This window comes from Streptomyces zhihengii (genome assembly GCF_016919245.1).
GTDB classification, from domain to species: domain Bacteria; phylum Actinomycetota; class Actinomycetes; order Streptomycetales; family Streptomycetaceae; genus Streptomyces; species Streptomyces zhihengii.
Map to the genome: position 1 here is coordinate 5,348,500 of NZ_JAFEJA010000001.1, position 23,169 is coordinate 5,371,668.

Consider the following 23,169-nt stretch of genomic DNA (forward strand, 5'->3'; position numbering starts at 1 on the left):
CGCACCGAGTTCGTGCGGAGAGCCGCGCACCCGCAGAAGGCCGAGCACGCCGACGACGAGGACCCGAGTGAAGACGAGCGCGGAGGCGGAGTTCCGGGCGTTCGTGGCCAGCCGCTGGCCCCGGATGCTGCGCACCGCCCATCTGCTGACCGGACACCACCACGACGCGGAGGACCTGGTGCAGGCAGCCCTGGCCAAGACGTACGTGAAGTGGGACCGCGTGCGGCGGGCGGACGACCCCGACGCCTACGTATGGCGCATCATGATCAACACCAACACCGACCGGCTGCGGCGCCTGCGGCTGCGCGAGTGGCTCACCACCCGCATCCCCGACACCGCCGCGCCCGACGGCGCCGACGGTGTCATGGAGCGCGGCGCCGTGCTGGACGCGCTCGCCCAACTGCCGCCCCGGCAGCGGGCGGTGATCGTGCTGCGCTATCTGGAGGACCGCGGCGAGCGCGAGGTGGCGTCGCTGCTCGGGACCGGGGTGGGTACGGTGCGCAGTCACACCGCCCGCGCCCTGAAGAAGCTGCGCGAGCATCCCGGGATCCACGCCGCACACACGACAGGGAGGCCGCGACCGTGAACCCCGTGAACGACGAGGACCCGCGGCGCCCGGGCGAGCGCCGCGTCCCGGCTCCGTCGGGCGACGACCGGGCCCCGGACCGCCGCAGGCCGCCGCGTGGCGGCCCGCGCGGCGACGACCCGCGGTACCCGGGCGAGCGCCACGCCCCGGCTCCCCCGGACGACGCCACCGAGTTCCCGGACGGCCCCCGGCGCGTGGGCGATGCGCGGCGTCGAGGCGATGCCACCGAGTTCGCGGACGGCCCCCGGCGCGTGGGCGACGCCGCGCGCCGTGGGGGTCCGCGCCCGGCCGACGCGGTCGGCCATCCGGGCGACATCCGCCCCCTGCGCGACGCGTTGCGCCGCGAGGCGGACACCGTGTCCGGCGGCCCCGCCCCCGTGGACGCGGTGCTCCTGCGGGGCCGGGCCGCCCGGCGGCGGCGCAACGCCGCGCTGGCCGGGGCGGCCGCCGCGGTGGTGGCCGTGCTGGCCGTCGTGCCCCTCGCCGGCCGCGAGGCCGCCCTCGTCCCCGTCCCCGTCCCGCCCGCCACCGTCGCGCCGGTCACCCCGCGTCCGGAGCCCGTGCGCACGGTCGCCCCGTACGAGACGGTCGACATCGGGCACGGCCGAACCATGGCCCTGCTCCCCGACGGGGAGCAGAACCATGTGGCGGGCCACGGCGACATCCGCGACGAGGTCGACGCCGCGCGCGACCTCGCCGGGGAGAACATCCGGCCGGACAGCCTCAGCGGCGGCAGGGACCTGGACCCCGGCCGACCGGTCATGTTCTCGGGCGTTTTCCGCACCGGCGAGGTCCCGGCCGCCGTCGAAGTCCGCATCGACTCCGGCGAACGCCTCCGCGCCGGGATGCTGCGGCTGCCGGGGGACCCGGACTGGGGCACGTACTACGCCTTCGGCCCCGAGGCCGCCGGGAACCAGAGCTGGACGGTGACGGCCTACGCCGCCGACGGGCGCGTCCTCGTGGAGACCCGCTTCGACCAGGCATCCGGCGGGTGAGGCACCGGCGCCCGCCCGGGCGCGGCCGGGGGACGGCCCGGGGCCGTCCCGTCGGAGGGGAGCCGGACCGGCCCCGGAGGGCGAGGAGGGGGGCCGGGGGCCGTACCGGCCACGGGGCAGGCGCGAACCCCGCACCCGGGGCCCGGGCCTGACGCACGGGCGGCGTTCCCGTCCCCACCCGGCCGCCGTCAGGCCCCCGCCCCCGCCCCGCCCCCCTCGCGGAACGGGGCGAGCAGCGCCTCCTCGGCGGCCGCGGCCTCCGCGTCCTCCCAGAGCGCGACGGGCACCGCCCGCACATGGCGGCCGTGCGGGTCCAGGATGTGGCCGCCGAGCTTCAGCGGCCACAGCGCGATCGCCCGGTCGGCGACCAGCAGTTCGGGGAAGCGGGCGGCCAGCCGCGTCTCGAAGGTCCGGATGTCCTCGATGGACCGCAGCCACACCGCGACCATCAGGTTGTGCGGCCCGGAGAGCGACGCGCACAGCCGGGTCTCGCGCATCCCCGCCAACTGCGCGCTCACGGCGGGGACCTCGCCCGGTGGCGCGGCGCACCACAGGGTGACCGAGACGGGCCATCCGGAGAGGAAGCGCGCCACCTCGCAGCGGAACACCAGCGCGCGTTCCGACTGCATCCGGGCGAGGCGGCGGCGTACCGTCGTCGGGCTCAGCCCGGTGCGCTCCGCGAGCTGCGCCGCGGGCAGCCGGCAGTCCTCGCTCAGCGCCGTGAAGAGGGCGAGGTCCGCCGGGTCGGGCGCCCGCGCGGCAGGGACCGCCGGTGCCCGGTCGGCGGGCACGGGGTCCATCAGCAGGGTGCGCCGGTGCTCCGCGAGCCGGTCCAGCCGCCAGTGGCTGCCCTCGACATGGAGCGCGGTGGCGATCTGGCTCCTGGTCGCCCGTACGCCCTCCAGGGCGCCCAGCCGGAAGCCGAGGTACCGGGCGAGACCGGCCTGGTCGGCGAAGGCCGCCGTCACCAGCAGGTCCCGGGAGCCGGTGACGTGCTCGACGGTGAAGACGTGCGGATCCGCGGCCACCCGCGCCGCCACGTCCCGCAGCAGCGGCGGCGCGCAGTCGATCTCGATGAACGCGACGACCGGCGCGAGCCCCGGGCCCGCCGCGGGATGGCAGCTCAGCCAGGCGAGACCGGTCTCGGTGAGCCGGGCCCAGCGGCGGGCCGCCGTGGAGGCGTCCACCTCCAGGGCACGCCCGATCCGCCGCCAGTCGGCACGCGGCGCTGCCTGGAGCGCGGTGACGAGCAGGCGGTCGAGCTCGTCGAGACCGGCGGATGTCTGCATGACAGGGGCCTTCTCTGGCGGATCCTGCGGAGTTCGGCCCGCACATCGGTGGGTCGCGCCGACCGTACCGCACATGAACCGAGACCACGCGGACGTCCGCCCTCCGCTCGCCGTCCCCGCCCCCGACGAGGCCCCCGCCCCCGGTCCCGAAAAGGCCCCCGGCCCCGGTCCCGCCGAGGCCACCGACTTCGGCCCGGACGCGCGCGCCCTCCACGACGACCTGGTGCGGCTGCGCCACGCCCTGCACCGCGACCCGGAGCTCGGCCTCGACCTGCCCCGGACCCGGCGCAGGGTGCTCGACGCGCTCGACGGCCTGCCGCTGGAGATCACCACCGGCACACGGCTGTCCTCGGTGACCGCGGTGCTGCGGGGCGGCCTCCCGGGCCCCGCCGTCCTGCTGCGGGCGGACATGGACGCGCTCCCCGTCCAGGAGGAGAGCGGGGTGCCGTACGCCTCCGAGGTGCCGGGCGCCATGCACGCCTGCGGCCACGACGTGCACACCGCCGCCCTCGTGGGCGCGGCCCGCCTGCTCTGCGCCCGGCGGGACACCCTCGCCGGAGACGTCGTGTTCATGTTCCAGCCGGGGGAGGAGGGGCACGGCGGAGCCCGCCTGATGATCGAGGACGGCGTGCTCGACGCCGCCGGCTCCCGTGTCGTCGCCGCGTACGGGATGCACGTCTTCTCGACGGTCCTGCCGCTCGGCGTGGTCGCCACCCGCCCCGGTCCGGTCCTCGCCGCGTCCGACACGGTGACCGTGACCGTCAGCGGGCGCGGCGGACACGGCTCCTCGCCGCACGCCGCGGCCGACCCGGTGCCCGCGGTCTGCGAGATGGTCACCGCGCTCCAGACGATGATCACGCGCACCGTGGACGTCTTCGACCCGGCCGTCCTCACCGTCGGTTCGCTGCACGCGGGCACGACGCACAACGTCATCCCGTCGACGGCCCGCTTCGAGGCCACCGTCCGCACCTTCTCGTCCGCGACCCACGACACCGTCCGCGAGGGGCTGCTCCGCACGGTGCGGGGCGTCGCCGAGGCCCACGGCGTCCGGGCCGATGTCGACTACCAGGAGCTGTACCCGCCGACCGTCAACGACGCGGAGGAGGCCGCCTTCGCGCTGCGCACCGCGCGCGGACTGTTCGGCCCGCAGCGGGCGTTCGAGGCGCCCAGGCCGATGGCCGGCTCCGAGGACTTCTCCTTCGTGCTGGAGGAGGTGCCCGGAGCGTTCCTCGGGATCGGCGCCTGCCCGGCCGGCGCGGACCCGTCGACGGCGCCGATGAACCACTCCCCGCACGCCGTCTACGACGACGCCGTGCTGCCGGACGCCGCCGCCCTCCTCGCCGCCCTCGCCACCGGCCGCCTCCACCGCGCCGCGACTGCCGCTGCCACCCCCGCGGCTGCCGTTGGTGCCGTTCCCGCCGGGGCGGCCGCCACGCCCGCGGCTGCCGTTGGTGCCGTTCCCGCCGGGGCGGCCGCCACGCCTGCGGTTGCCGCCGGTGCCGTTCCCGCCGGGGCTGCTGCCACCCCCGCCGGTGCCGCCCCCGCCGGTGCCGCCCCGGCTGGTGCCGCCCCCGCCGGGGCCGCTCCCACCGAGGGTGGCCGGTGAGCGCCGGTACGCCGGGGCGCCCGCCCGGCGACACCCCGGGCACCCCGCCCGCCGCACCCACCCCGGGCGCCCCCGGCGCCCACGCCCCGTCGGTGCGGGCGGTCGTCGGACTGCTCGTCCTCTTCGAGGTGATGAGCGGCTTCCTCCAGATGGGCATGGTGCCGCTGCTCCCGAAGATCGGCGACCGGCTCGGCGTCACGGACTCCGACCTCTCCTGGGTGATCGCCGTCCAGTTGCTGGCCGCGGCCGTCTGCGTACCGGCCTTCGGGCGGCTCGGCGACCTCTACGGGCACCGCCGCCTGCTGCGGGCGAGCCTGGTCTCGGTGGCCGCGGGGACCCTGCTGGTGGCCCTCGCGCCCTCCTTCGAGGTGCTGCTCCTCGGCCGGGTGCTCCAGGGGCCGCTCGCGGCGCTGCTGCCGCTGGAGATCGCGCTCGTCCGCGACCGCCTCCCCGTGGAGGCCGCCCGGCGCGCGATCGCCCTGCTGGTGGGGGCGCTGACGGTGGGCTCGCTGCTCGGCGGGGTGCTCATGGGGGCCGCCGACGCGGTCCTCGGCGACATCCGGCTGACCCTGCTGATGCCCGCCGTGCTCGCCGCGCTCTGCGTGCCCGTCGCCTTCCTGCGCATCCCGGAGAGCCGGCGCCCGTCCGGCGGGCGGATCGACCTGCCGGGCCTCCTGCTGCTCGGCACGGCGATGATCTCCCTGCTGCTCGGCGTCTCGTCCGCCGAGGAGCACGGCTGGACGACCGCCTCCGTCCTCCTCCCGCTGGCGGTGGGCGCGGCCCTGCTCGCCGCCTTCGCCGCCGTCGAACTGCGCTCCGCCGAGCCCCTGCTGGACCTGCGGGCCATGCGCGGGCGGCAGTCGGCGCCGTTCTATCTCGCGGCGTTCCTGTTCGGCGTGTTCTTCTTCGGCAGCCAGGCCCCCAACAGCACCTTCTGGGCGGCCGATCCGGACGAGACGGGCTACGGCTTCGCGCTGAGCGCGCTCTCCATCTCCCTGATGGCCCTGCCCGGCGCGGTGTTCAGCGTCGTGGGCTCGCTGCTCACCGACCGGATCGCGGCACGGGCGGGCTACCGCGCCTCGCTCGTCGGCGCGTTCACCGTCGCCGCCCTGTCGTTCTGCTCGTTCGCCCTGCTGCACGACGTGTGGTGGCACATGTCCGTCACCTACGCGTTCCTCGGGTTCGCCGTCGGTCTCGCGCTGGGCGCCATGCCGACGGTGATCGTCGAGGCGAGCGAGGTGTCCCGGTCGGGGATCGCGACCGCCGTCTACAACAACGTGAAGACGCTCGGCGGCGCCGTCGCGGGCGGGGTGTTCGCGACGATCCTCGGCTCGCTGCCCCTGCCGGGCGGCCAGGTGCCCGGCGAGCGGGCGTACGTCGTGCTGTGGCTCACCGGAGCGGCCTGCGCCCTGTGCGCGGCGGTCGCGGTGGCGGCGGCCCGGCGCGAGGAGGGCGCCCCGGCGCCCGCTCCCGGGAGTTGTCCACAGGCCGCACGCGATGTCGTACCCGGGGGATAACGTCGGGGCATGTCCAATCCGGCCACCGCCCGGGCGGGTGCGCCCGCGCCGGGCTTCACCCCCGCCGTGCTCGAAGGCGTTCTCGAACGGATCACCTACGCCAACGAGGACAACGGCTACACGGTCGCCCGCGTCGACACCGGCCGCGGCGCGGGCGATCTGCTGACGGTCGTCGGGTCGCTGCTCGGCGCGCAGGTGGGCGAGTCGCTGCGGATGGAGGGCCGTTGGGGCTCCCACCCGCAGTACGGCAAGCAGTTCACCGTGGAGAACTACACGACGGTCCTCCCGGCGACGATCCAGGGCATACGCCGCTATCTCGGCTCCGGGCTGATCAAGGGGATCGGCCCGAAGATCGCCGAGCGGATCGTGGACCACTTCGGCACCGACACCCTCGACGTCATCGAGCAGGAGCCGAAGCGGCTCGTCGAGGTGCCCGGCCTCGGGCCCAAGCGCACCAAGCTGATCGGCGCCGCCTGGGAGGAGCAGAAGGCCATCAAGGAGGTCATGGTCTTCCTCCAGGGCGTCGGCGTCTCCACGTCCATCGCGGTCCGGATCTACAAGAAGTACGAGGACGCCTCCATCTCGGTCGTCAAGAACCAGCCCTACCGGCTGGCCGCCGACGTGTGGGGCATCGGCTTCCTGACGGCCGACCGGATCGCCCAGGCCGTCGGCATACCGCACGACAGCCCCGAGCGGGTCAAGGCCGGGATGCAGTACGCCCTCTCCCAGTCCACCGACCAGGGGCACTGCTTCCTGCCCGAGGAGCAGCTCATCTCGGATTCGGTGAAGCTGCTCCAGGTCGACACCGGCCTGGTCATCGAGTGCCTCGGCGAGCTGGCCGCCGACGACGAGGGCGTGGTCCGGGAGCAGGTGCCCGGCCCGGACGGCGGGGAGCCGGTCACCGCGGTGTACCTGGTGCCGTTCCACCGCGCGGAGCTCTCCCTCGCCGGGCAGGTCCGCCGGCTGCTGCGGGCCGACGAGGACCGGATGCCCGCCTTCCGGGACGTCGCCTGGGACAAGGCCCTCGCCTGGCTCGCGCAGCGCACGGGGGCGGAGCTGGCCCCCGAGCAGGAGGCCGCCGTCAAGCTGGCGCTCACCAGCAAGGTCGCGGTGCTCACCGGCGGCCCGGGCTGCGGCAAGTCGTTCACCGTCCGGTCCATCGTGGAGCTGGCGCGGGCCAAGAAGGCCAAGGTGGTGCTCGCGGCGCCCACCGGCCGGGCGGCCAAGCGGCTGGCCGAGCTGACGGGCGCCGAGGCGTCCACCGTGCACCGGCTGCTGGAGCTGAAGCCGGGCGGCGACGCGGCCTACGACCGGGACCGCCCGCTCGACGCGGATCTGATCGTCGTCGACGAGGCGTCCATGCTCGACCTGCTCCTCGCCAACAAGCTGATCAAGGCCGTGGCGATGGGCGCCCATCTGCTGCTGGTGGGCGATGTCGACCAGCTGCCCAGCGTCGGCGCGGGGGAGGTGCTGCGCGACCTGCTCGCCCCCGGCGGCCCGGTGCCGAGCGTGCGGCTGACGCGGATCTTCCGCCAGGCGCAGGAGTCCGGCGTGGTGACCAACGCCCACCGGATCAACTCCGGCCACCAGCCCCTCACCACCGGGCTGAAAGACTTCTTCCTCTTCGTCGAGGAGGAGACCGAGGACGCCGGCCGGCTCACCGTCGACGTCGCCGCCCGCCGGATCCCGGCCCGCTTCGGACTGGACCCGCGGCGCGACGTGCAGGTCCTGGCGCCGATGCACCGCGGCCCGGCCGGCGCGGGCACGCTCAACGGCCTGCTCCAGCAGGCCATCACCCCGGCCCGGCCCGACCTCCCGGAGAAGCGGTTCGGCGGCCGGGTCTTCCGCGTCGGCGACAAGGTCACCCAGATCCGCAACAACTACGACAAGGGCAGCAACGGCGTCTTCAACGGCACGGTCGGCGTCGTCACCGCCCTGAACCCCGACGACCAGCGGCTGACGGTGCTCACCGACGAGGACGAGGAGATCGGGTACGACTTCGACGAGCTGGACGAGCTGGCCCACGCGTACGCGGTCACCATCCACCGCTCCCAGGGCAGCGAGTACCCGGCCGTGGTGATCCCGGTCACCACCGGCGCCTGGATGATGCTCCAGCGCAATCTGCTCTACACGGCCGTCACCCGGGCCAGGAAGCTCGTGGTCCTGGTCGGCTCCCGCAAGGCGATAGGCCAGGCGGTGCGCACGGTGTCCGCCGGCCGGCGCTTCACCGCGCTGGACCACCGGCTGGGCTGAGGCGGCCGCCGGTCTGGGCCGGGTTCGGATCCCGCGGGACGGGAAACACCGTGGGAAACACCACCCGGACCCCACCCCGGCTTTCAGAACCAGGGCGAAGGGGGCAAGATGAGCAGGTTGGCGGCACTGAGTGCCGTCGATGGGCCCAATGGCGACCCCGAGTGCACTCTCCTGAGCCAAATGGGGGATGGTAGAGACAGTCAGGGCACCTCGAAGTAGAGGCACTACGTCGGTGAGGGATGACGTGAGCGACAACTCTGTAGTACTGCGGTACGCGGACGGTGAATACACCTACCCGGTGGTCGAGAGCACCGTCGGTGACCAGGGCTTCGACATCGGGAAGCTCCGAGCCCAGACCGGTCTGGTGACCCTGGACAGTGGATACGGCAATACCGCCGCCTACAAATCCGCGATCACCTACCTCGACGGCGAGCAGGGCATCCTGCGCTACCGCGGCTACCCGATCGAGCAGCTCGCGGAGCGCTCCACCTTCCTCGAGGTGGCCTCCCTGCTGATCAACGGTGAGCTGCCGACCGTCGACGAGCTCGCGACGTTCAAGAACGAGATCACGCAGCACACCCTGCTGCACGAGGACGTCAAGCGCTTCTTCCAGGGCTTCCCGCGCGACGCCCACCCGATGGCCATGCTCTCCTCCGTGGTCAGCGCGCTGTCCACGTTCTACCAGGACAGCCACAACCCGTTCGACGAGAAGCAGCGCCACCTGTCGACGATCCGGCTGCTCGCCAAGCTGCCGACGATCGCCGCCTACGCGTACAAGAAGTCGATCGGCCACCCCTTCGTCTACCCGCGCAACGACCTCGGCTACGTCGAGAACTTCCTGCGGATGACGTTCTCGGTCCCGGCCCAGGAGTACGAGCTCGACCCGGTCGTCGTCTCGGCGCTGGACAAGCTGCTGATCCTGCACGCGGACCACGAGCAGAACTGCTCCACCTCCACCGTGCGCCTGGTCGGCTCCTCGCAGGCGAACATGTTCGCCTCGATCTCCGCCGGCATCAGCGCCCTCTGGGGCCCGCTGCACGGCGGCGCCAACCAGTCGGTCCTGGAGATGCTGGAGGGCATCCAGGCCAACGGCGGCGATGTCGACTCCTTCATCCGCAAGGTGAAGAACAAGGAGGACGGCGTCCGCCTGATGGGCTTCGGCCACCGGGTCTACAAGTCCTTCGACCCGCGCGCCAAGATCATCAAGGCCGCCGCCCACGACGTGCTGTCCGCGCTCGGCAAGTCCGACGAGCTGCTGGACATCGCGCTGAAGCTGGAGGAGCACGCGCTCTCCGACGACTACTTCGTCTCGCGCAACCTCTACCCGAACGTGGACTTCTACACGGGTCTCATCTACCGCGCGATGGGCTTCCCGACGGAGATGTTCACCGTGCTCTTCGCCCTCGGCCGCCTGCCGGGCTGGATCGCCCAGTGGCACGAGATGATCAAGGAGCCCGGTTCGCGTATCGGCCGTCCGCGCCAGATCTACACGGGCGAGGTCCTGCGCGACTTCGTCCCCGTCGAGGCCCGCTGACGCAGGCGTCACGCCTGGCGGACGACAGTCCGCGGTGTTCGCGAGAAGCGCCCCGCCGCCGATCCCCCCACGGGTCGGAGGCGGGGCGCTTCCCATATCCCCGGAGCGGATTCCCCCCACGGGATCCGGGCCGGGCGCCTGCGGACAGCAGATACTCCTGCTGCGGTCTGCCGGGGTACGTACGCACGGGAGGGCCGCTCAAAGCTCCCCGGGCACGTGCCCCGGCCAACGCTTGCCTGGAACGTCCCCCAAGACATTCCATGAACGTCCCCCAAGACGTTCTCGGCATCGACCATTAAGACTCGCGAGGAGCCTGAATGGTTACCCCTAAATATCTGTGATCTAGGTCTCGATGTGAAGGTCTTGTGACCTATTTGTAGTCACAGGGAGGAGCGGAACCGCTGCATCCCAGCCATCGCAAATGAGGATGAACTGGTCATCGGTTGATCGGTGATCAAGGTGCTGAGCAGCGGAAACGCCGGAACGGGCGGCGCGGGGGCCCGATAGCCCAAGGGTCGGTAAAGATTCTTCAAGATCGTGGCCGGAGAGTGCGGGCGTGGCCGGATCACGCCCCTGGTGTCACACAGGTCACGCGATCGCGGCAACCTTTCCGCGTGCGGCGGGCGCACATGCGAGGGCCGGGCCGGTGTCGGGCGGACATCTCCGCCCGGCACCGGCCCGGCCCTGTCGTGCGCGGTGCGCGCGGCCCGGTCAGGCGGTGCCGGTGAGCTCGTAGCCCGCCTCGTCCACGGCGTCGCGCACGGCGGCCTCGGCGAGCGGCGCGTCGGAGACCACGGTCACCAGGCCGGTGGCGGCGACGGCCTGCACCGAGGTGACGCCGTCGATCGCGGAGATCTCGCTGCTCACCGCGGACTCGCAGTGGCCGCAGGTCATGCCGGTGACGGTGTAGACCGTGGTCACGCCGGCCGTCGGGCCGTCCTGGGCGGTGTCGTGGCAGGAGCCGTCCGACGAGCAGCAGGAGCCGGCGCCGGAGCCCTGGACGGTTTCGAGCTGGGTCTTGGTCTCGCTGGACATCGCGTTCTCCTCGGGTGCGGGGCGTGCGTTTGCGGGGTACGCCGGGGGCGTGAAGGTACGCGCCGTCCCGGCATGTTCCGACTCTATACCCCTAGGGGGTATCAAGGCGAGCAGATCCCGGAAGCCTCGCCGAGAAGGGGCTCGAGATAACGGAACATCACCGCCTTCAGCTCCGCGGTGTACGCCACGCGCTCGGCGCCCTCGTGCGCCACGATCAGGTCGAGGCCCGCCTTGAAGATGGCGAACGTCATCGTGGAGACCCGGGCGACCTCGGCGGGCGGGGTCCCGGGAAGGTAGCCGGCGAGGATCTCCTCGATCCGGGTGAGCAGGCCCTGGTGGACGGTGTCGAACTCCTGGGTGATCCGGCCGGGGATGTCGGGGCCGTGCATCAGCACCGAGAACGCCGGGTTCTCGTGGTTGAACGCGATCAGCGGGTCGAGGACCGCGTCCAGCAACTGCTCCAGCGGCAGGTCGAGGGCGGCGGCCGCGAGGGCCGCCCCGTGCGACTCCCGCCACTGGTGCATCAGGCGGTCGCCGAGCTCGAAGGCGATCGCCTCCTTGTTCGGGAAGAACTGGTAGAGCGTGCCCGGCGAGACGCCCGCCTCACGGGCGATCGCGTTGGTGCTGGCCGCGGCGTAGCCCGTGGAGCAGAAGACGCCGGCCGCGGCGTCGAGCAACTGCGCGATCCGCCGCTCCCCCCGCGCCTGCCGCCGCTTCGGCCGCGCCCCGTCCCCTTCGCCCCCGGCGGGCGCGGCCGTCGCGGCCGTCGCGGCTCCGGGCTCCGGATCGGCCGCCGCGGCCCGTCGGCCGCCCGTGGCCGGGGGCGCGTCGGCCCCGGGGGCGGACGCGCCTGCGGCCTCGTGCCGCGGCGCGGTTGCGGCGGGCGGGTCTGCGGCCGCGTCCTGCGGCGCGGGTGCCTGCCGGTCGCCTGCGGGCGCGGCTCCCTTGGCCGCGGCGGCACGTGCCGCGGCGGCGGCCTGTCCGGCCGTCCTGCGGCGGCGGGCCGGGTCCGCTCCGGCCCCGGCCGCCGCGGTCCGTCGGCCGCCCGTGGCCGGGGGTACGTCGGCCCCGGGGGCGGACGTGGCGTCCGGTATCGGCTTCGTCGTCCGTTCCACGGCTCTCGTCGGCTTCGGCACGCGAAATCCCCGGCTTCCTGGGCATGGTTGACAAACGCGAGTGCCCGCTCGCATTCTTGTTGTCAATGCGAGTGATGACTCGTGTTTGCCAGTCTATGGCAATGGTCGAGCCGTGACGCCTGCCCGGAAGCAGCGCACGGATCACGGTGAAGGGGACACCGCACCATGTCCGAAGTCAACACGCCGACCGGCGCCACGGCGCGGCCCGCCGAGGGGGAGGCGCCGTCGGGGCCGCCCGCGCCGGCGCTCGGGCGGTGGACCCGTGCCGTCACCGCGCGCCCGCGTCTCTCGCTGCTCGTCGCCCTGGTGCTCACCGCCCTCGCGGTGTTCGCGGGGAGCGGGGTCGCCGACCGCATGGGCAGCGGCGGCTGGGAGGACCCGTCCGCGGAGTCCACCTACGCCACCAGCGAGGTCGAGCGCGTCTTCCCGGCCTCCCAGCCGAATCTGATCCTCTTCGTCGACAGCGGCGCCCGCGGCGTCGACGACCCGGCCGTGGCCGCCGAGGCGGGGCGGCTCGCCGAGCGGCTGGCCGCCGAGCCCGGCGTCACCGGCGTCGGGTCGTACTGGGGCACCAAGGCCCCCGCCCTGCGGTCCGACGACGGCGGCGAGGCCCTGATAGCGGCACGCATCGAGGGCGACGAGAAGACCGCCTCCGAGACGCTCGACCGGATCGCTCCGGGCCTGCGCGGCGGGCACGGCCCCGTGGAGGTCTCGATCGGCGGCCCCGTGGCCGTCCAGCACGAGATGACGACGACCATCCAGGACGACCTCCTGCGGGCCGAGCTGATCGCCCTGCCGGTCACGCTGGTGCTGCTCGTCATGGTCTTCGGCAGCGCCGTCGCGGCCCTGCTCCCGCTCGGCGTCGGCATCGTCGCCATCCTCGGCACGAACGCGGTGCTGCGGGGCGTCACGGAGTTCACCGACGTCTCCGTCTTCGCCCAGAACCTCACCACGGCCCTCGGCCTCGGTCTCGCCATCGACTACGCCCTGTTCATCGTGCGCCGCTTCCGCGAGGAGCTCGACAGCGGCAGCGAGGTGCGGGACGCCGTGGGGGTGACGCTGCGCACGGCCGGCCGCACCGTGCTCTTCTCCGCGCTGACGGTCGCGGTCTCCCTGGCGGCGATGCTCGTCTTCCCCCAGTACTTCCTGCGGTCCTTCGCCTACGCGGGCATCGCGGTGGTCCTGCTGGCGGCCGGCGCGGCACTGATCCTGCTGCCGGCGGCCCTGATGCTGCTGGGCCACCGGGTCAACGCCCTGGATCTGCGCCGGCTCTTCCGGCGCGGGAAGTCCGGGGCCACAGGCGCCCGGGCCGAAGGTGCCGCCGCCGAGCCCGGCGCCCGCTGGGGGAGGTTCGCCGGGCTGGTGATGCGCCGGGCGCCGCTGTTCGCCTTCACCACCGTCGGAGCGCTGGTGCTGCTCGGGCTGCCGTTCCTCGGCGTGAAGTTCGGTACGCCCGACGACCGGCAGCTGCCCTCGGGGGCCGAGTCCCACGTGGTGCAGCAGCAGATCCGTGACGGCTTCGCCGGCAGCCCGACGGGCACCCTGGAGATCCTCGCGGAACCGGCCGCGAAGGATGCCGCCGGCCCCGCCCCCACCGCCGAGCAGTACGCGCAGTACCGGGACCGGGTCGCGGCCCTGCCCGGGGTCGTCCGGGTGGACGGGCCGGTCACCTCGGGATCCGTCGGCTACTTCTCCGTGGTGCCCGAGGGCGAGGCCGTCGGCGAGCAGGCGCAGCGCCTCGTGCACGAACTGCGCGACGTCCCCGCCCCGTTCGACACCTCCGTGACGGGCCGGGCGGCCGTTCTGGAGGATTCCAAGGCGGCCATCGCCGACAAGCTGCCACTGGCGCTGGGCATCGTGGTCGTGGTGACGCTCTTCCTGGTCTTCCTGCTCACCGGCAGCGTGCTCATCCCGCTCCAGGCGGTGGTCCTGAACGGACTGAGCCTCACGGCGATGTTCGGCGCCCTGGTGTGGGTGTTCCAGGACGGCAACCTCTCCGGGCTGCTGTCGTTCACCTCCACCGGCGACATCGAGACGACACTGCCCGTCCTGATGTTCTGCATCGCCTTCGGCCTCTCCATGGACTACGGCGTCTTCCTCCTCTCCCGGATCAAGGAGGAGTACGACCGGGGCGCGAGCCACGAGCGGGCGGTCCGCTTCGGGCTCCAGCGCACGGGCGGTCTGATCACCGCGGCGGCCGTGATCCTCGCCGTGGTGATGGTGGCCATCGGCACCTCGCGGGTGACGAACACCAAGATGCTCGGGCTGGGCATCGCCCTGGCGGTGCTGATGGACGCGATGGTGGTGCGCAGCCTGCTGGTGCCCTCGGTGATGAAGCTGATGGGGGCCGCCAGTTGGTGGGCACCCGGCCCGCTGCGGCGCTTCCACGAGCGGTTCGGGCTGAGCGAGGGGGGAGTCGCAGCCGACAGCCGCGGCCGCCGCACCGGAGGGCGCCGCCGACAAGGGCGCCCGGGGCGCGGAGGCCCCGGGTGGTGAGCGGCCGTCGGAGGACCGGGACAGGGCCGGGGTCTGAGGGCCCGCGGGTGCCGTCATCGGCGGCACGAGCGGCGAGGGCCCCCGCACCCGTCAGGTGCGAGGGCCCTCGCCCGTCCGCTCCGGCCTCCCGCCGCGGCGCGGGGCTCAGTCTCTTCGGCCCCTGTTCCCCGGCCGGTTGGCCACCCAGACGCGGATGGTGTCCGCGTACCAGTACGGCTTCCCGGATTCCACCTTGTCCGGCGGTGGCAGCAGCCCGTGCTTGCGGTACGAGCGGACCGTGTCCGGCTGCACCCTGATGTGCGCCGCGATGTCCTTGTAGGACCAGAGTTGTCTGTCCGTCATATGCATGGCACCTCCCTGCGCGGGCGGCAGCGGCGGGCGGGATGCCGTCGGGGGAGCTGCCGCGGTGACGCTGGCGATCACTGAGCCTGTGCCCGTTGAACGAGGCCGGGCCCGCGCAGGGGCAGCCCTGTTGATCGCCTGTGACACAAAGCCCGCGTAATGGAGACACATGTGATGAGGAAGGGACAACGGTGACGGACGTGCGGCATTGACCTCAGATGCCGCAGGACCGCAGAAAACCGCGCGTACGTTCGGCGATCGGATAGGGCTTGTCCGGCGGGCAGGGGTACATGTCCTGCTCGACGATGGCGAAGAGGTCGACCCCGAGGGCGCCGGCCGCCGCGAGGACGGGCTCCAGGGCGGGCACCCCGGCCGGCGGCTCGCACATCACCCCCCGCCCGACGGCGGGACCGAACGGCACCTCCCCGGCGACGACTTCGGCGAGCACGGCCGGGTCGACCTGCTTGAGGTGGAGGTAGCCCAGGCGCTCGCCGTAGGTCTTGATGAGTTCCACGCTGTCGCCGCCGCAGTAGGCGTAGTGGCCGGTGTCCAGGCACAGCGAGACGAGGTCGGGATCGGTCGCGTCGAGGAAACGGCTCACGTTCTCCTCGGTGTCGATATGGGTGTCCGCGTGCGGGTGGACGACGATCCGCAGCCCGAAGCGCTCCCGCACCTCACGGCCGAGGCGTTCGCTCTGCTCCGTCAGGTCGCGCCACTGCCGCGGGGTCAGCACGCGGTCCTCCAGGACCCGCCCCGTCTTGTCGTCCCGCCAGAACGACGGGATGACCACCAGGTGTTCCGCGCCCATGGCCCGGGTGAGCGCGGCGATGTCCGCGACATGGGCCCAGGTCTCCTCCCAGACGGCCGGGCCGTGATGCAGACCGGTGAAGACCGTGCCCGCCGAGACCTTCAGCCCCCGCCGCCCGGTCTCCTCCGCCAGCCGGACGGGGTCGCTCGGCAGGTAGCCGTAGGGGCCGAGTTCGATCCACTCGTACCCGGCGCGGGCGACCTCGTCGAGGAAGCGCTGCCAGGGGACCTGCCGGGGATCGTCGGGGAACCACACCCCCCAGGAGTCGGGGGCCGAGCCGACCCGGATACGGCTGTGGGCGGGGACGGAGGCAGTCATGGACGTCAGCTTTCCGGCCGCCGGAGAAGGGTGTCAAGGCTTGGTCCGAATGTCCGGACAAAATGTTGACAGCGCTTGCCGGAGGCGGCTAGACCTGGGGGCACCCCCTGACCGAAGGGACACGTATGAGTCAGCCGTACGCCCCCCAGCCGTACGACGTGATCACGATGGGCCGGATCGGGGTGGACCTCTACCCGCTGCGCGCCGGTGTCCCGCTGGAACGGGTCGACACCTTCGGGAAGTTCCTCGGCGGCTCCCCCTCCAACGTCGCGGTGGCGGCGGCCCGGCTGGGCCGGCGGACGGCCGTGATCACCCGCACCGGCCAGGACCCCTTCGGGGAGTATCTCCACCGCGCCCTGCGGGACTTCGGCGTGGACGACCGCTGGGTGACCTCCGTCGAGGCGTATCCCACGCCCGTCACCTTCTGCGAGATCTTCCCGCCCGACGACTTCCCCCTCTACTTCTACCGGCAGCCCAAGGCACCGGATCTGCAGATCAGGGAGAGCGAGCTGGAGCGCGAGCCGCTGCGCAGCGCGCGGATCTTCTGGATGACGGGCACCGGGCTGTGCGCCGAGCCGAGCCGCACGGCGACGCTGGCCGCGCTCGCCCACCGGGCGAAGGCCGGCACCACGGTCTTCGACCTGGACTGGCGCCCGGTGTTCTGGTCCGACCCCGGTGCCGCGCGGAGCCACTACGCCCAGGCGCTGGCCCACGCCACCGTCGCGGTGGGCAACGCCGAGGAGTGCGCCGTCGCCACCGGCGAGAGCGAACCCCACGCCGCCGCCGACGCGCTGCTCGCCGCGGGCGTCGAGCTCGCCGTCGTCAAGCAGGGCCCCAAGGGGGTGCTCGCCGTCCACCGCGACGGCACCCGCACCGAGGTCCCCCCGGTCCCGGTGGACGTGGTCAACGGCCTCGGCGCCGGCGACGCCTTCGGCGGCGCGCTCTGCCACGGACTGCTCGCCGGATGGGACCTGGAGCGCACGCTGCGCTTCGCCAACGCGGCGGGCGCGGTGGTGGCCGCCCGGCTCGCCTGCTCCTCCGCGATGCCCACCGAGGACGAGGTCCACCAGGTCCTCGCCGGCGGCCCCGTCCCGCCGGACCCCAGCCGCGCGGCGGTCACGGAGGATCGGAACGCCACGGACGCCCCGGATACCGCGGACGCCCCGGAAGCCCCGGCTCCCCCCGGTTCCGGCGGGCGGGCCTCATGAGCCGTGTCGACATCGGCGAACTGGTGGGGATCCGCACCCGTCACCCCGAGGCCGTCGCCGAGGCCGCCGTCCGCCGGCGCAGACGTTCCGGTCTGCTCGGCGACAGCGGCCGGCTGATGATCGTCGCTGCCGACCACCCCGCCCGCGGCGCGTTCGCCGTCGGCGACCGCCCGCTCGCCATGGCCAACCGCCTCGACCTGCTGGAACGGCTCTGCGTCGCCCTGTCCCGCCCCGGCGTCGACGGCGTGCTCGCCACCGCCGACATCCTCGACGACCTGCTGCTGCTCGGCGCGCTCGACGACAAGGTCGTCATGGGTTCCATGAACCGCGGCGGGCTGGCCGGAGCCTCCTTCGAGCTCGACGACCGCTTCACCGGCCACCGCGCCAGGGACCTCCACCGGCTCGGCTTCGACGCGGGCAAACTGCTGCTGCGCATCGACTACGACGACCCGGCCTCCCTCGACACCCTCGCCGCCGCGGCCCGCGCCGTCGACGAGATGGCGGAGCGTCGGCTCCCCGTCTTCGTGGAGCCGTTCATCTGTCACCGCAGGGACGGAATGCTGCGCCACGATCTGGGCGCCGAGGCCGTGGCGCGCTCCCTCGCCATAGCGTCCGGACTCGGCGGGACCTCCGCGTACACCTGGCTGAAGGTGCCCGTGACCGAGGACCCGGCCGACATGCGCGCGGTGATGGAGACCTCCACCCTCCCCGCCGTCCTGCTCGGCGGGGACACCGGCGCGGACGCGGACGCCGCGTACGGGCGCTGGCGCGCCGCACTGCGACTGCCCACCGTCCAGGGGCTGGTCGCCGGGCGGGCGCTGCTGTATCCGGCCGACGGCGACGTGGCCGGCGCGGTCGATACGGCCGTGGGACTGCTGTAGGGGGTACGAGGGAGACATGAGCGACTTCGCAAGCCCGGAACTCCACCTCCCGGCGGGCAGCACGGCGAGCGGGCCCTACGCCCTGGACATCGGCCCCGAGCGCGCGGGCTGGGGGTACGCGGGCCTGCGCGTGCTGGAGCTGCCACCGGGCGGATCGCACCGGCTGGACACCGGTGACAGCGAATGGATCGTGCTGCCGCTCGGCGGCGGCTGTACGGTGCAGACGCAAGGCGAGTTGTTCGAACTGCAGGGGCGGGACGGCGTGTTCGGCGGAGTGAGCGACTTCGCCTATGTGCCGCGTGACGCCCATGCCCTGATCGCCTCCGGTGCGGGAGGCCGCTTCGCCCTGGCAGGAGCGAGGTGCGAGCGTCGACTCCCCGCTCGCTACGGCCCCGCGCCGGAGGTTCCCGTGGAGGCCCGCGGCAGCGGCATCCAGGCCCGGCGCGTGCACAACTTCGCGGCCGCGGGCTCCTTCGACTGCGACCGGCTGATCGCCGTCGAGGTCCTCACCCCCGGCGGCCACTGGTCCTCCTACCCGCCCCACAAGCACGACGAGCACCTGCCCGGCGAGGAGAGCGAGCTGGAGGAGATCTACTACTTCGAGATCGACGGCGGCGGCACCGGCTACCAGCGGGTGTCCCCCTCCCGCCCCGGCGGCGCCGACCTGCTCGCCGAGGTCCGCACCGGCGACGCCGTCCTCGTCCCCGACGGCTGGCACGGACCGTCGATCGCCGAACCGGGCCACACCATGTACTACCTCAACGTGATGGCGGGCCCGGGAGCCGACCGCGAGTGGCTGATCCGCTTCCACCCCGGCCACCTCACCGGCGAGACGAAGGGCTACCGATGAGACGCCTCACCACCGCCCAGGCCCTGGTGCGCTTCCTGACCGCCCAGTACACCGAGCGGGACGGCGAGCGGCACCGGCTCGTCGCCGCCACCTGGGGCATCTTCGGCCACGGCAACGTCGCCGGCATCGGGCAGGCGCTGCTGGAGTCCGCCGACACGATGCCGTTCGTCCAGGGCCGCAGCGAACAGGCCATGGTGCACGCCGCCGTCGGGTACGCCCGCCAGTCCCGGCGGCTGTCCGCCCACGCCGTCACCACCTCCATCGGCCCGGGGGCCACCAACCTCGTCACCGGCGCGGCCCTCGCCACCGTCAACCACCTGCCCGTGCTGCTGCTGCCCGGGGACGTGTTCGCCACCCGGCCCGCCGACCCGGTCCTCCAGCAGATCGAGGTCCCCTACGCGGGCGACGTGTCCGTCAACGACGCGCTGCGCCCCGTCTCCCGCTTCTTCGACCGGATCACCCGGCCCGAGGCGCTGATCCCGGCCGCGCTCCAGGCGATGCGGGTGCTGACCGACCCGGCGGCCACCGGCGCGGTGACCCTCGCGCTGCCCCAGGACGTGCAGGCCGAGGCGTACGACTGGCCCGAGGAGTTCTTCGCCGAACGGGTGTGGCGGATCACCGCGCCCCACCCCGACCCCGGAGTGCTGGCCGACGCCGTGCGGGCCGTCCGCGCCGCCCGCCGGCCGCTGCTGGTCGCCGGCGGCGGGGTGCACCACAGCGGCGCCGAGGACGCGCTGGCCGCGTTCGCCGAGGCCACCGGCGTGCCCGTGGCCTCCACGCAGGCGGGCAAGGGCGCCCTGCGCCACGACCACCCGGCCGACGTCGGCGGCATCGGCCACACCGGCACCGCCACCGCCGACGCCCTCGCCCGCACCGCCGACCTGGTGATCGGCGTCGGCACCCGCTTCACGGACTTCACCACGGCCTCCGGCACCCTCTTCCAGCACCCCGGCGTCCGCTTCGTCAACATCAACGTCACCGGCGCCGACGCCCACAAGCTGTCGGCCCTGCCCGTGGTCGCCGACGCCCGCGCGGCGCTCCGCGGCCTCACCGAGGGGCTGCGCGGCCACCGTGTCGACGCCGCCTACGAGACCGCGTACGGCAAGGAGAAGGCGGCCTGGGAGGAGCGGGTGTCCGCGGCGTTCGGCGCCCCCGACCCCGCCCTGCCGCCCACCCAGGCCCAGGTCCTCGGCCTGCTGGACGAACTGGTCACCGAGGACGACATCCTGATCAACGCGGCCGGTTCGCTCCCGGGCGACCTGCACAAGCTGTGGCGCGCCCGGTCGGCCGACCAGTACCACGTCGAGTACGGCTACTCCTGCATGGGCTACGAGATCCCGGCGGCGATCGGCGTCTCGATGGCCGCCCCGGGCCGTCCGGTGTGGGCCCTGGTCGGCGACGGCACCTATCTGATGAACCCGACCGAGATCGTCACCGCCGTCCAGGAGGGCGTCCCGATCCGCCTGGTCGTCCTCCAGAACCACGGCTACGCCTCCATCGGCGGGCTCTCCGAGGCGGTCGGCGGCGAGCGCTTCGGCACCGCCTACCGGCAGCGCACCGGCCCCGGCCGGGCGTACGACGGGGCGCCGCTGCCGGTCGACCTCGCGGCCAACGCGGCCTCCCTCGGGATGCGGGTGCTCCGCGCCACGACCGTGGGTGACCTGCGGGAAGCCCTGGCCGAGGCCCGGGAGGCCACGGTTCCCACATGTGTCTACACGGAGACCGGAATGCCCGACACTGTGTCGGGCCCGCCCGCCGCGCAGGCGTGGTGGGATGTTCCGGTGGCCGAGACCGCGGCCCGTCCGGCGGCGGTCACGGCGCGAGAGGACTACGACCGGCACGTCGCCGCCCGACGCCGCCATCTCTGAAGGACGCGAAGGAGCTTTTCGCCATGACGAAGACCGTCAACCACTGGATCGGTGGCAAGACCGTCGAGGGCGCGTCCGGCAACTGGGGCCCGGTCACCGACCCGGCCACGGGCGCCGTGACCACGCGCGTCGCGCTCGCCTCGGCGGCGGAGGTCGACGCGGCCGTCTCGGCGGCGCGGGAGGCGTACACGACCTGGGGCACCTCGTCGCTCGCCCAGCGCACCGCGATCCTCTTCCGCTACCGCGCGCTGCTCGACGCCCACCGCGACGACATCGCGGCCCTGATCACCGCCGAGCACGGCAAGGTGCACTCCGACGCCCTGGGCGAGGTCGCCCGCGGTCTGGAGATCGTCGAGCTGGCCTGCGGCATCACCACCCAGCTCAAGGGCGAGCTGTCCACCCAGGTCTCGCAGCGGGTCGACGTCGCCGCCATCCGCCAGCCGCTCGGCGTGGTCGCCGGCATCACGCCGTTCAACTTCCCGGCCATGGTGCCGATGTGGATGTTCCCGCTGGCCGTGGCCTGCGGCAACACCTTCGTGCTCAAGCCCAGCGAGAAGGACCCCTCGGCCGCCAACCTGCTGGCCGAGCTGGCCACCCAGGCCGGGCTGCCGGACGGCGTGCTGAACGTGGTGCACGGCGACAAGGTCGCGGTGGACGCCCTGCTGGAGCACCCCGGCGTCGCCGCCGTCTCCTTCGTCGGGTCCACCCCCATCGCGCGGTACATCCACACCACCGCCTCCGCCCACGGCAAGCGGGTCCAGGCCCTCGGCGGCGCCAAGAACCACATGCTGGTGCTGCCCGACGCCGACCTGGACGCGGCGGCCGACGCCGCGGTGTCGGCGGCGTACGGCTCGGCGGGCGAGCGCTGCATGGCCATCTCGGCGGTCGTCGCCGTCGGCTCCGTCGGCGACGAACTGGTCCAGAAGATCCGCGAGCGCGCCGAGAAGATCGTCATCGGCCCCGGCACCGACCCGGTGTCCGAGATGGGGCCGCTGATCACCAAGGCGCACCGCGACAAGGTCGCCTCGTACGTGACGGGCGCCGCCGCGCAGGGCGCCGAGGTGGTCCTCGACGGCACCGGCCACACGGTGGACGGCTTCGAGGACGGCCACTGGATCGGCCTCTCGCTCCTCGACAAGGTCTCCACCGACTCCGACGCCTACCGCGACGAGATCTTCGGCCCGGTCCTGTGCGTGCTGCGCGCCGAAACCTACGAGGAGGGCGTGGCCCTCATCAACGCCTCGCCGTACGGCAACGGCACCGCGATCTTCACCCGTGACGGCGGCGCCGCCCGCCGCTTCCAGCTCGAGATCGAGGCGGGCATGGTGGGCGTCAACGTGCCCATCCCGGTGCCGGTCGGCTACCACTCCTTCGGCGGCTGGAAGGACTCGCTCTTCGGCGACCACCACATCTACGGCAACGACGGCGTGCACTTCTACACCCGTGGCAAGGTCGTCACCACCCGCTGGCCCGACCCGGCCGACGCCCCCGCCGGCGTCGACCTCGGCTTCCCGCGCAACCACTGACACCGTCCGCCGCCGTCCGCCGGCGTCCGCCGAGGGGCCGTCCACCGGGCGGCCCCTCGGCCGTGCCGCGAGGCCGTCCCGTGCCGCGAGGCCGTCCCGTGCCGCGAGGCCGTCCCGGGCCGCCTCCGCCCCGGGCCGCCTCCGTCCCGGCCGCCTGCGCGGCCGTCGCCGCACAGCCGCGGCAAAACCGGTGGCGTGCGCGCGGTCCCGCGCCGGAGGCTGGCGCCATGTCCGACGAACCGAAGTACCGTGTCCGCGCCCGCCACACGGAGGAGACCGTCACCGTCTACCAGGCCTACCGGCCCGGGATCGGCGGCCCGGCCGCCCGCACGGGCCGCTTCCCGGCGGAGTGGAAGCGGGACCGGATGACCTGGGTCAAGCCGTCGTTCCTGTGGATGATGTACCGCTGCGGCTGGGCGGCCAAGCCGGGCCAGGAGACGGTGCTCGCCGTGGAGATCCGGCGCGACGGCTTCGAGTGGGCGCTGCGGCACGCCTGTCTGTCGCACTACGTGCGCGGCCTCCACACCGACCGGGCGGCCTGGCAGCGGGAGCTCCGGCGGTCGCCGGCCCGGGTGCAGTGGGATCCGGAGCGGGACCTGCGGCTGTCGCCGCTGCCGTACCGGTCGCTCCAACTCGGGCTCGCCGGCGAGGCCGCCGGGCGCTACGCCGACGAGTGGACGGTGTCGATCACCGACGTGACCCCGCTGGCCCGTGAGATCCACGCGCTGGTGGCCGCGGGCGACCTGGAGGCGGCCGGCCGGCTGCTGCCCGAGGAACGGCCCTACCCGGCGGGCCCCGAGCTGCTCGGGCGGCTGGTGACGGCGTGAACCCCCGCCCGCCGGGCGGGGGTCGGCGGTTCACGGGTCGGGGACACCTTCCGGATACCGCGTCTGGTGTACGCCGGAGGCGGGGTGTACTACC

16 protein-coding genes and 2 pseudogenes are annotated in these 23,169 nt (G+C 73.7%); 13 read left to right on the forward strand and 5 right to left on the reverse strand.

Annotated elements, in window-relative coordinates; translation table 11 throughout:
* The first annotated feature begins 67 nt into the window (after positions 1–67).
* Both JE024_RS22735 and JE024_RS22740 read left to right on the forward strand, forming a co-directional pair.
* Entirely contained in the window at positions 68–586 is a 519-nt protein-coding gene (locus JE024_RS22735) for a SigE family RNA polymerase sigma factor (protein ID WP_205375352.1), read from the forward strand.
* A gap of 5 nt (positions 587–591) precedes the next feature.
* Entirely contained in the window at positions 592–1,581 is a 990-nt protein-coding gene (locus JE024_RS22740) for a hypothetical protein (RefSeq protein WP_205375353.1), read from the forward strand.
* A 188-nt stretch (positions 1,582–1,769) separates the two neighbouring features.
* On the opposite strand, the gene JE024_RS22745 is transcribed toward JE024_RS22740, so the two are convergent.
* The gene (locus JE024_RS22745) at positions 1,770–2,870 is read right to left on the reverse strand and encodes an Lrp/AsnC family transcriptional regulator (protein ID WP_205375354.1); all 1,101 of its coding nucleotides are present in this window, start codon (positions 2,868–2,870) and stop codon (positions 1,770–1,772) included.
* 220 nt (positions 2,871–3,090) lie between these two features.
* On the opposite strand from JE024_RS22745, the pseudogene JE024_RS22750 reads away from it, so the two are divergent.
* The 4 genes and pseudogenes from JE024_RS22750 to JE024_RS22765 form a co-directional block, all read left to right on the forward strand.
* Positions 3,091–4,272: pseudogene (locus JE024_RS22750) on the forward strand (M20 metallopeptidase family protein); the annotation flags it as partial.
* Between the two features lie 200 nt (positions 4,273–4,472).
* Positions 4,473–5,993: an MFS transporter gene (locus JE024_RS22755; protein WP_307840710.1), complete on the forward strand. Its 1,521-nt coding sequence runs from the start codon at positions 4,473–4,475 to the stop codon at positions 5,991–5,993.
* Positions 5,994–6,002: 9 nt separating this feature from the next.
* Positions 6,003–8,246 (forward strand): SF1B family DNA helicase RecD2, encoded by a 2,244-nt coding sequence (recD2, locus tag JE024_RS22760; RefSeq protein WP_205375355.1) that lies wholly within the window; start codon positions 6,003–6,005, stop codon positions 8,244–8,246.
* A 244-nt stretch (positions 8,247–8,490) separates the two neighbouring features.
* On the forward strand, positions 8,491–9,780 hold the full coding sequence (locus JE024_RS22765) for a citrate synthase (protein ID WP_147986559.1): 1,290 nt from the start codon (positions 8,491–8,493) through the stop codon (positions 9,778–9,780).
* Between the two features lie 711 nt (positions 9,781–10,491).
* On the opposite strand, the gene JE024_RS22770 is transcribed toward JE024_RS22765, so the two are convergent.
* Both JE024_RS22770 and JE024_RS41215 read right to left on the reverse strand, forming a co-directional pair.
* A complete protein-coding gene (locus JE024_RS22770) occupies positions 10,492–10,815 on the reverse strand; it encodes a heavy-metal-associated domain-containing protein (protein ID WP_205375356.1) in 324 nt (107 codons plus the stop codon).
* A gap of 101 nt (positions 10,816–10,916) precedes the next feature.
* Positions 10,917–11,612 (reverse strand): annotated as a pseudogene (locus JE024_RS41215) (TetR/AcrR family transcriptional regulator); the annotation flags it as partial.
* 504 nt (positions 11,613–12,116) lie between these two features.
* On the opposite strand from JE024_RS41215, the gene JE024_RS22780 reads away from it, so the two are divergent.
* Complete coding sequence (locus JE024_RS22780) at positions 12,117–14,447, forward strand: MMPL family transporter (protein WP_205375358.1); 2,331 nt, start codon at positions 12,117–12,119, stop codon at positions 14,445–14,447.
* A gap of 144 nt (positions 14,448–14,591) precedes the next feature.
* Here JE024_RS22780 and JE024_RS22785 read toward each other — a convergent pair whose 3' ends face one another.
* A complete protein-coding gene (locus JE024_RS22785; protein ID WP_147986556.1) occupies positions 14,592–14,789 on the reverse strand; it encodes a helix-turn-helix transcriptional regulator in 198 nt (65 codons plus the stop codon).
* A 214-nt stretch (positions 14,790–15,003) separates the two neighbouring features.
* Positions 15,004–15,915: a sugar phosphate isomerase/epimerase family protein gene (locus tag JE024_RS22790; RefSeq protein WP_205375359.1), complete on the reverse strand. Its 912-nt coding sequence runs from the start codon at positions 15,913–15,915 to the stop codon at positions 15,004–15,006.
* A 125-nt stretch (positions 15,916–16,040) separates the two neighbouring features.
* Here JE024_RS22790 and iolC point away from each other — a divergent pair, with 125 nt between their 5' ends.
* The 6 genes from iolC (at position 16,041) to JE024_RS22820 (ending at position 23,075) form a co-directional block, all read left to right on the forward strand.
* On the forward strand, positions 16,041–17,123 hold the full coding sequence (iolC, locus tag JE024_RS22795; protein ID WP_205375360.1) for a 5-dehydro-2-deoxygluconokinase: 1,083 nt from the start codon (positions 16,041–16,043) through the stop codon (positions 17,121–17,123).
* Complete coding sequence (locus JE024_RS22800) at positions 17,120–18,004, forward strand: Cgl0159 family (beta/alpha)8-fold protein (RefSeq protein ID WP_205375361.1); 885 nt, start codon at positions 17,120–17,122, stop codon at positions 18,002–18,004. The genes iolC and JE024_RS22800 overlap by 4 nt, the downstream gene beginning before the upstream one ends.
* A gap of 16 nt (positions 18,005–18,020) precedes the next feature.
* Positions 18,021–18,854, forward strand: coding sequence for a 5-deoxy-glucuronate isomerase (gene iolB, locus JE024_RS22805; protein WP_205375362.1), 834 nt, complete (start codon positions 18,021–18,023; stop codon positions 18,852–18,854).
* A complete protein-coding gene (gene iolD / locus JE024_RS22810; protein ID WP_205375363.1) occupies positions 18,851–20,722 on the forward strand; it encodes a 3D-(3,5/4)-trihydroxycyclohexane-1,2-dione acylhydrolase (decyclizing) in 1,872 nt (623 codons plus the stop codon). Before iolB ends, iolD begins: the two co-directional genes overlap by 4 nt.
* A 23-nt stretch (positions 20,723–20,745) precedes the next feature.
* Positions 20,746–22,248 carry a CoA-acylating methylmalonate-semialdehyde dehydrogenase gene (locus JE024_RS22815; RefSeq protein ID WP_205375364.1) on the forward strand — a complete coding sequence of 501 codons (1,503 nt, stop codon included), beginning with the start codon at positions 20,746–20,748 and terminating at the stop codon, positions 22,246–22,248.
* Positions 22,249–22,475: 227 nt separating this feature from the next.
* Positions 22,476–23,075 (forward strand): DUF4291 domain-containing protein, encoded by a 600-nt coding sequence (locus tag JE024_RS22820; RefSeq protein ID WP_205375365.1) that lies wholly within the window; start codon positions 22,476–22,478, stop codon positions 23,073–23,075.
* Positions 23,076–23,169: the final 94 nt, after the last annotated feature.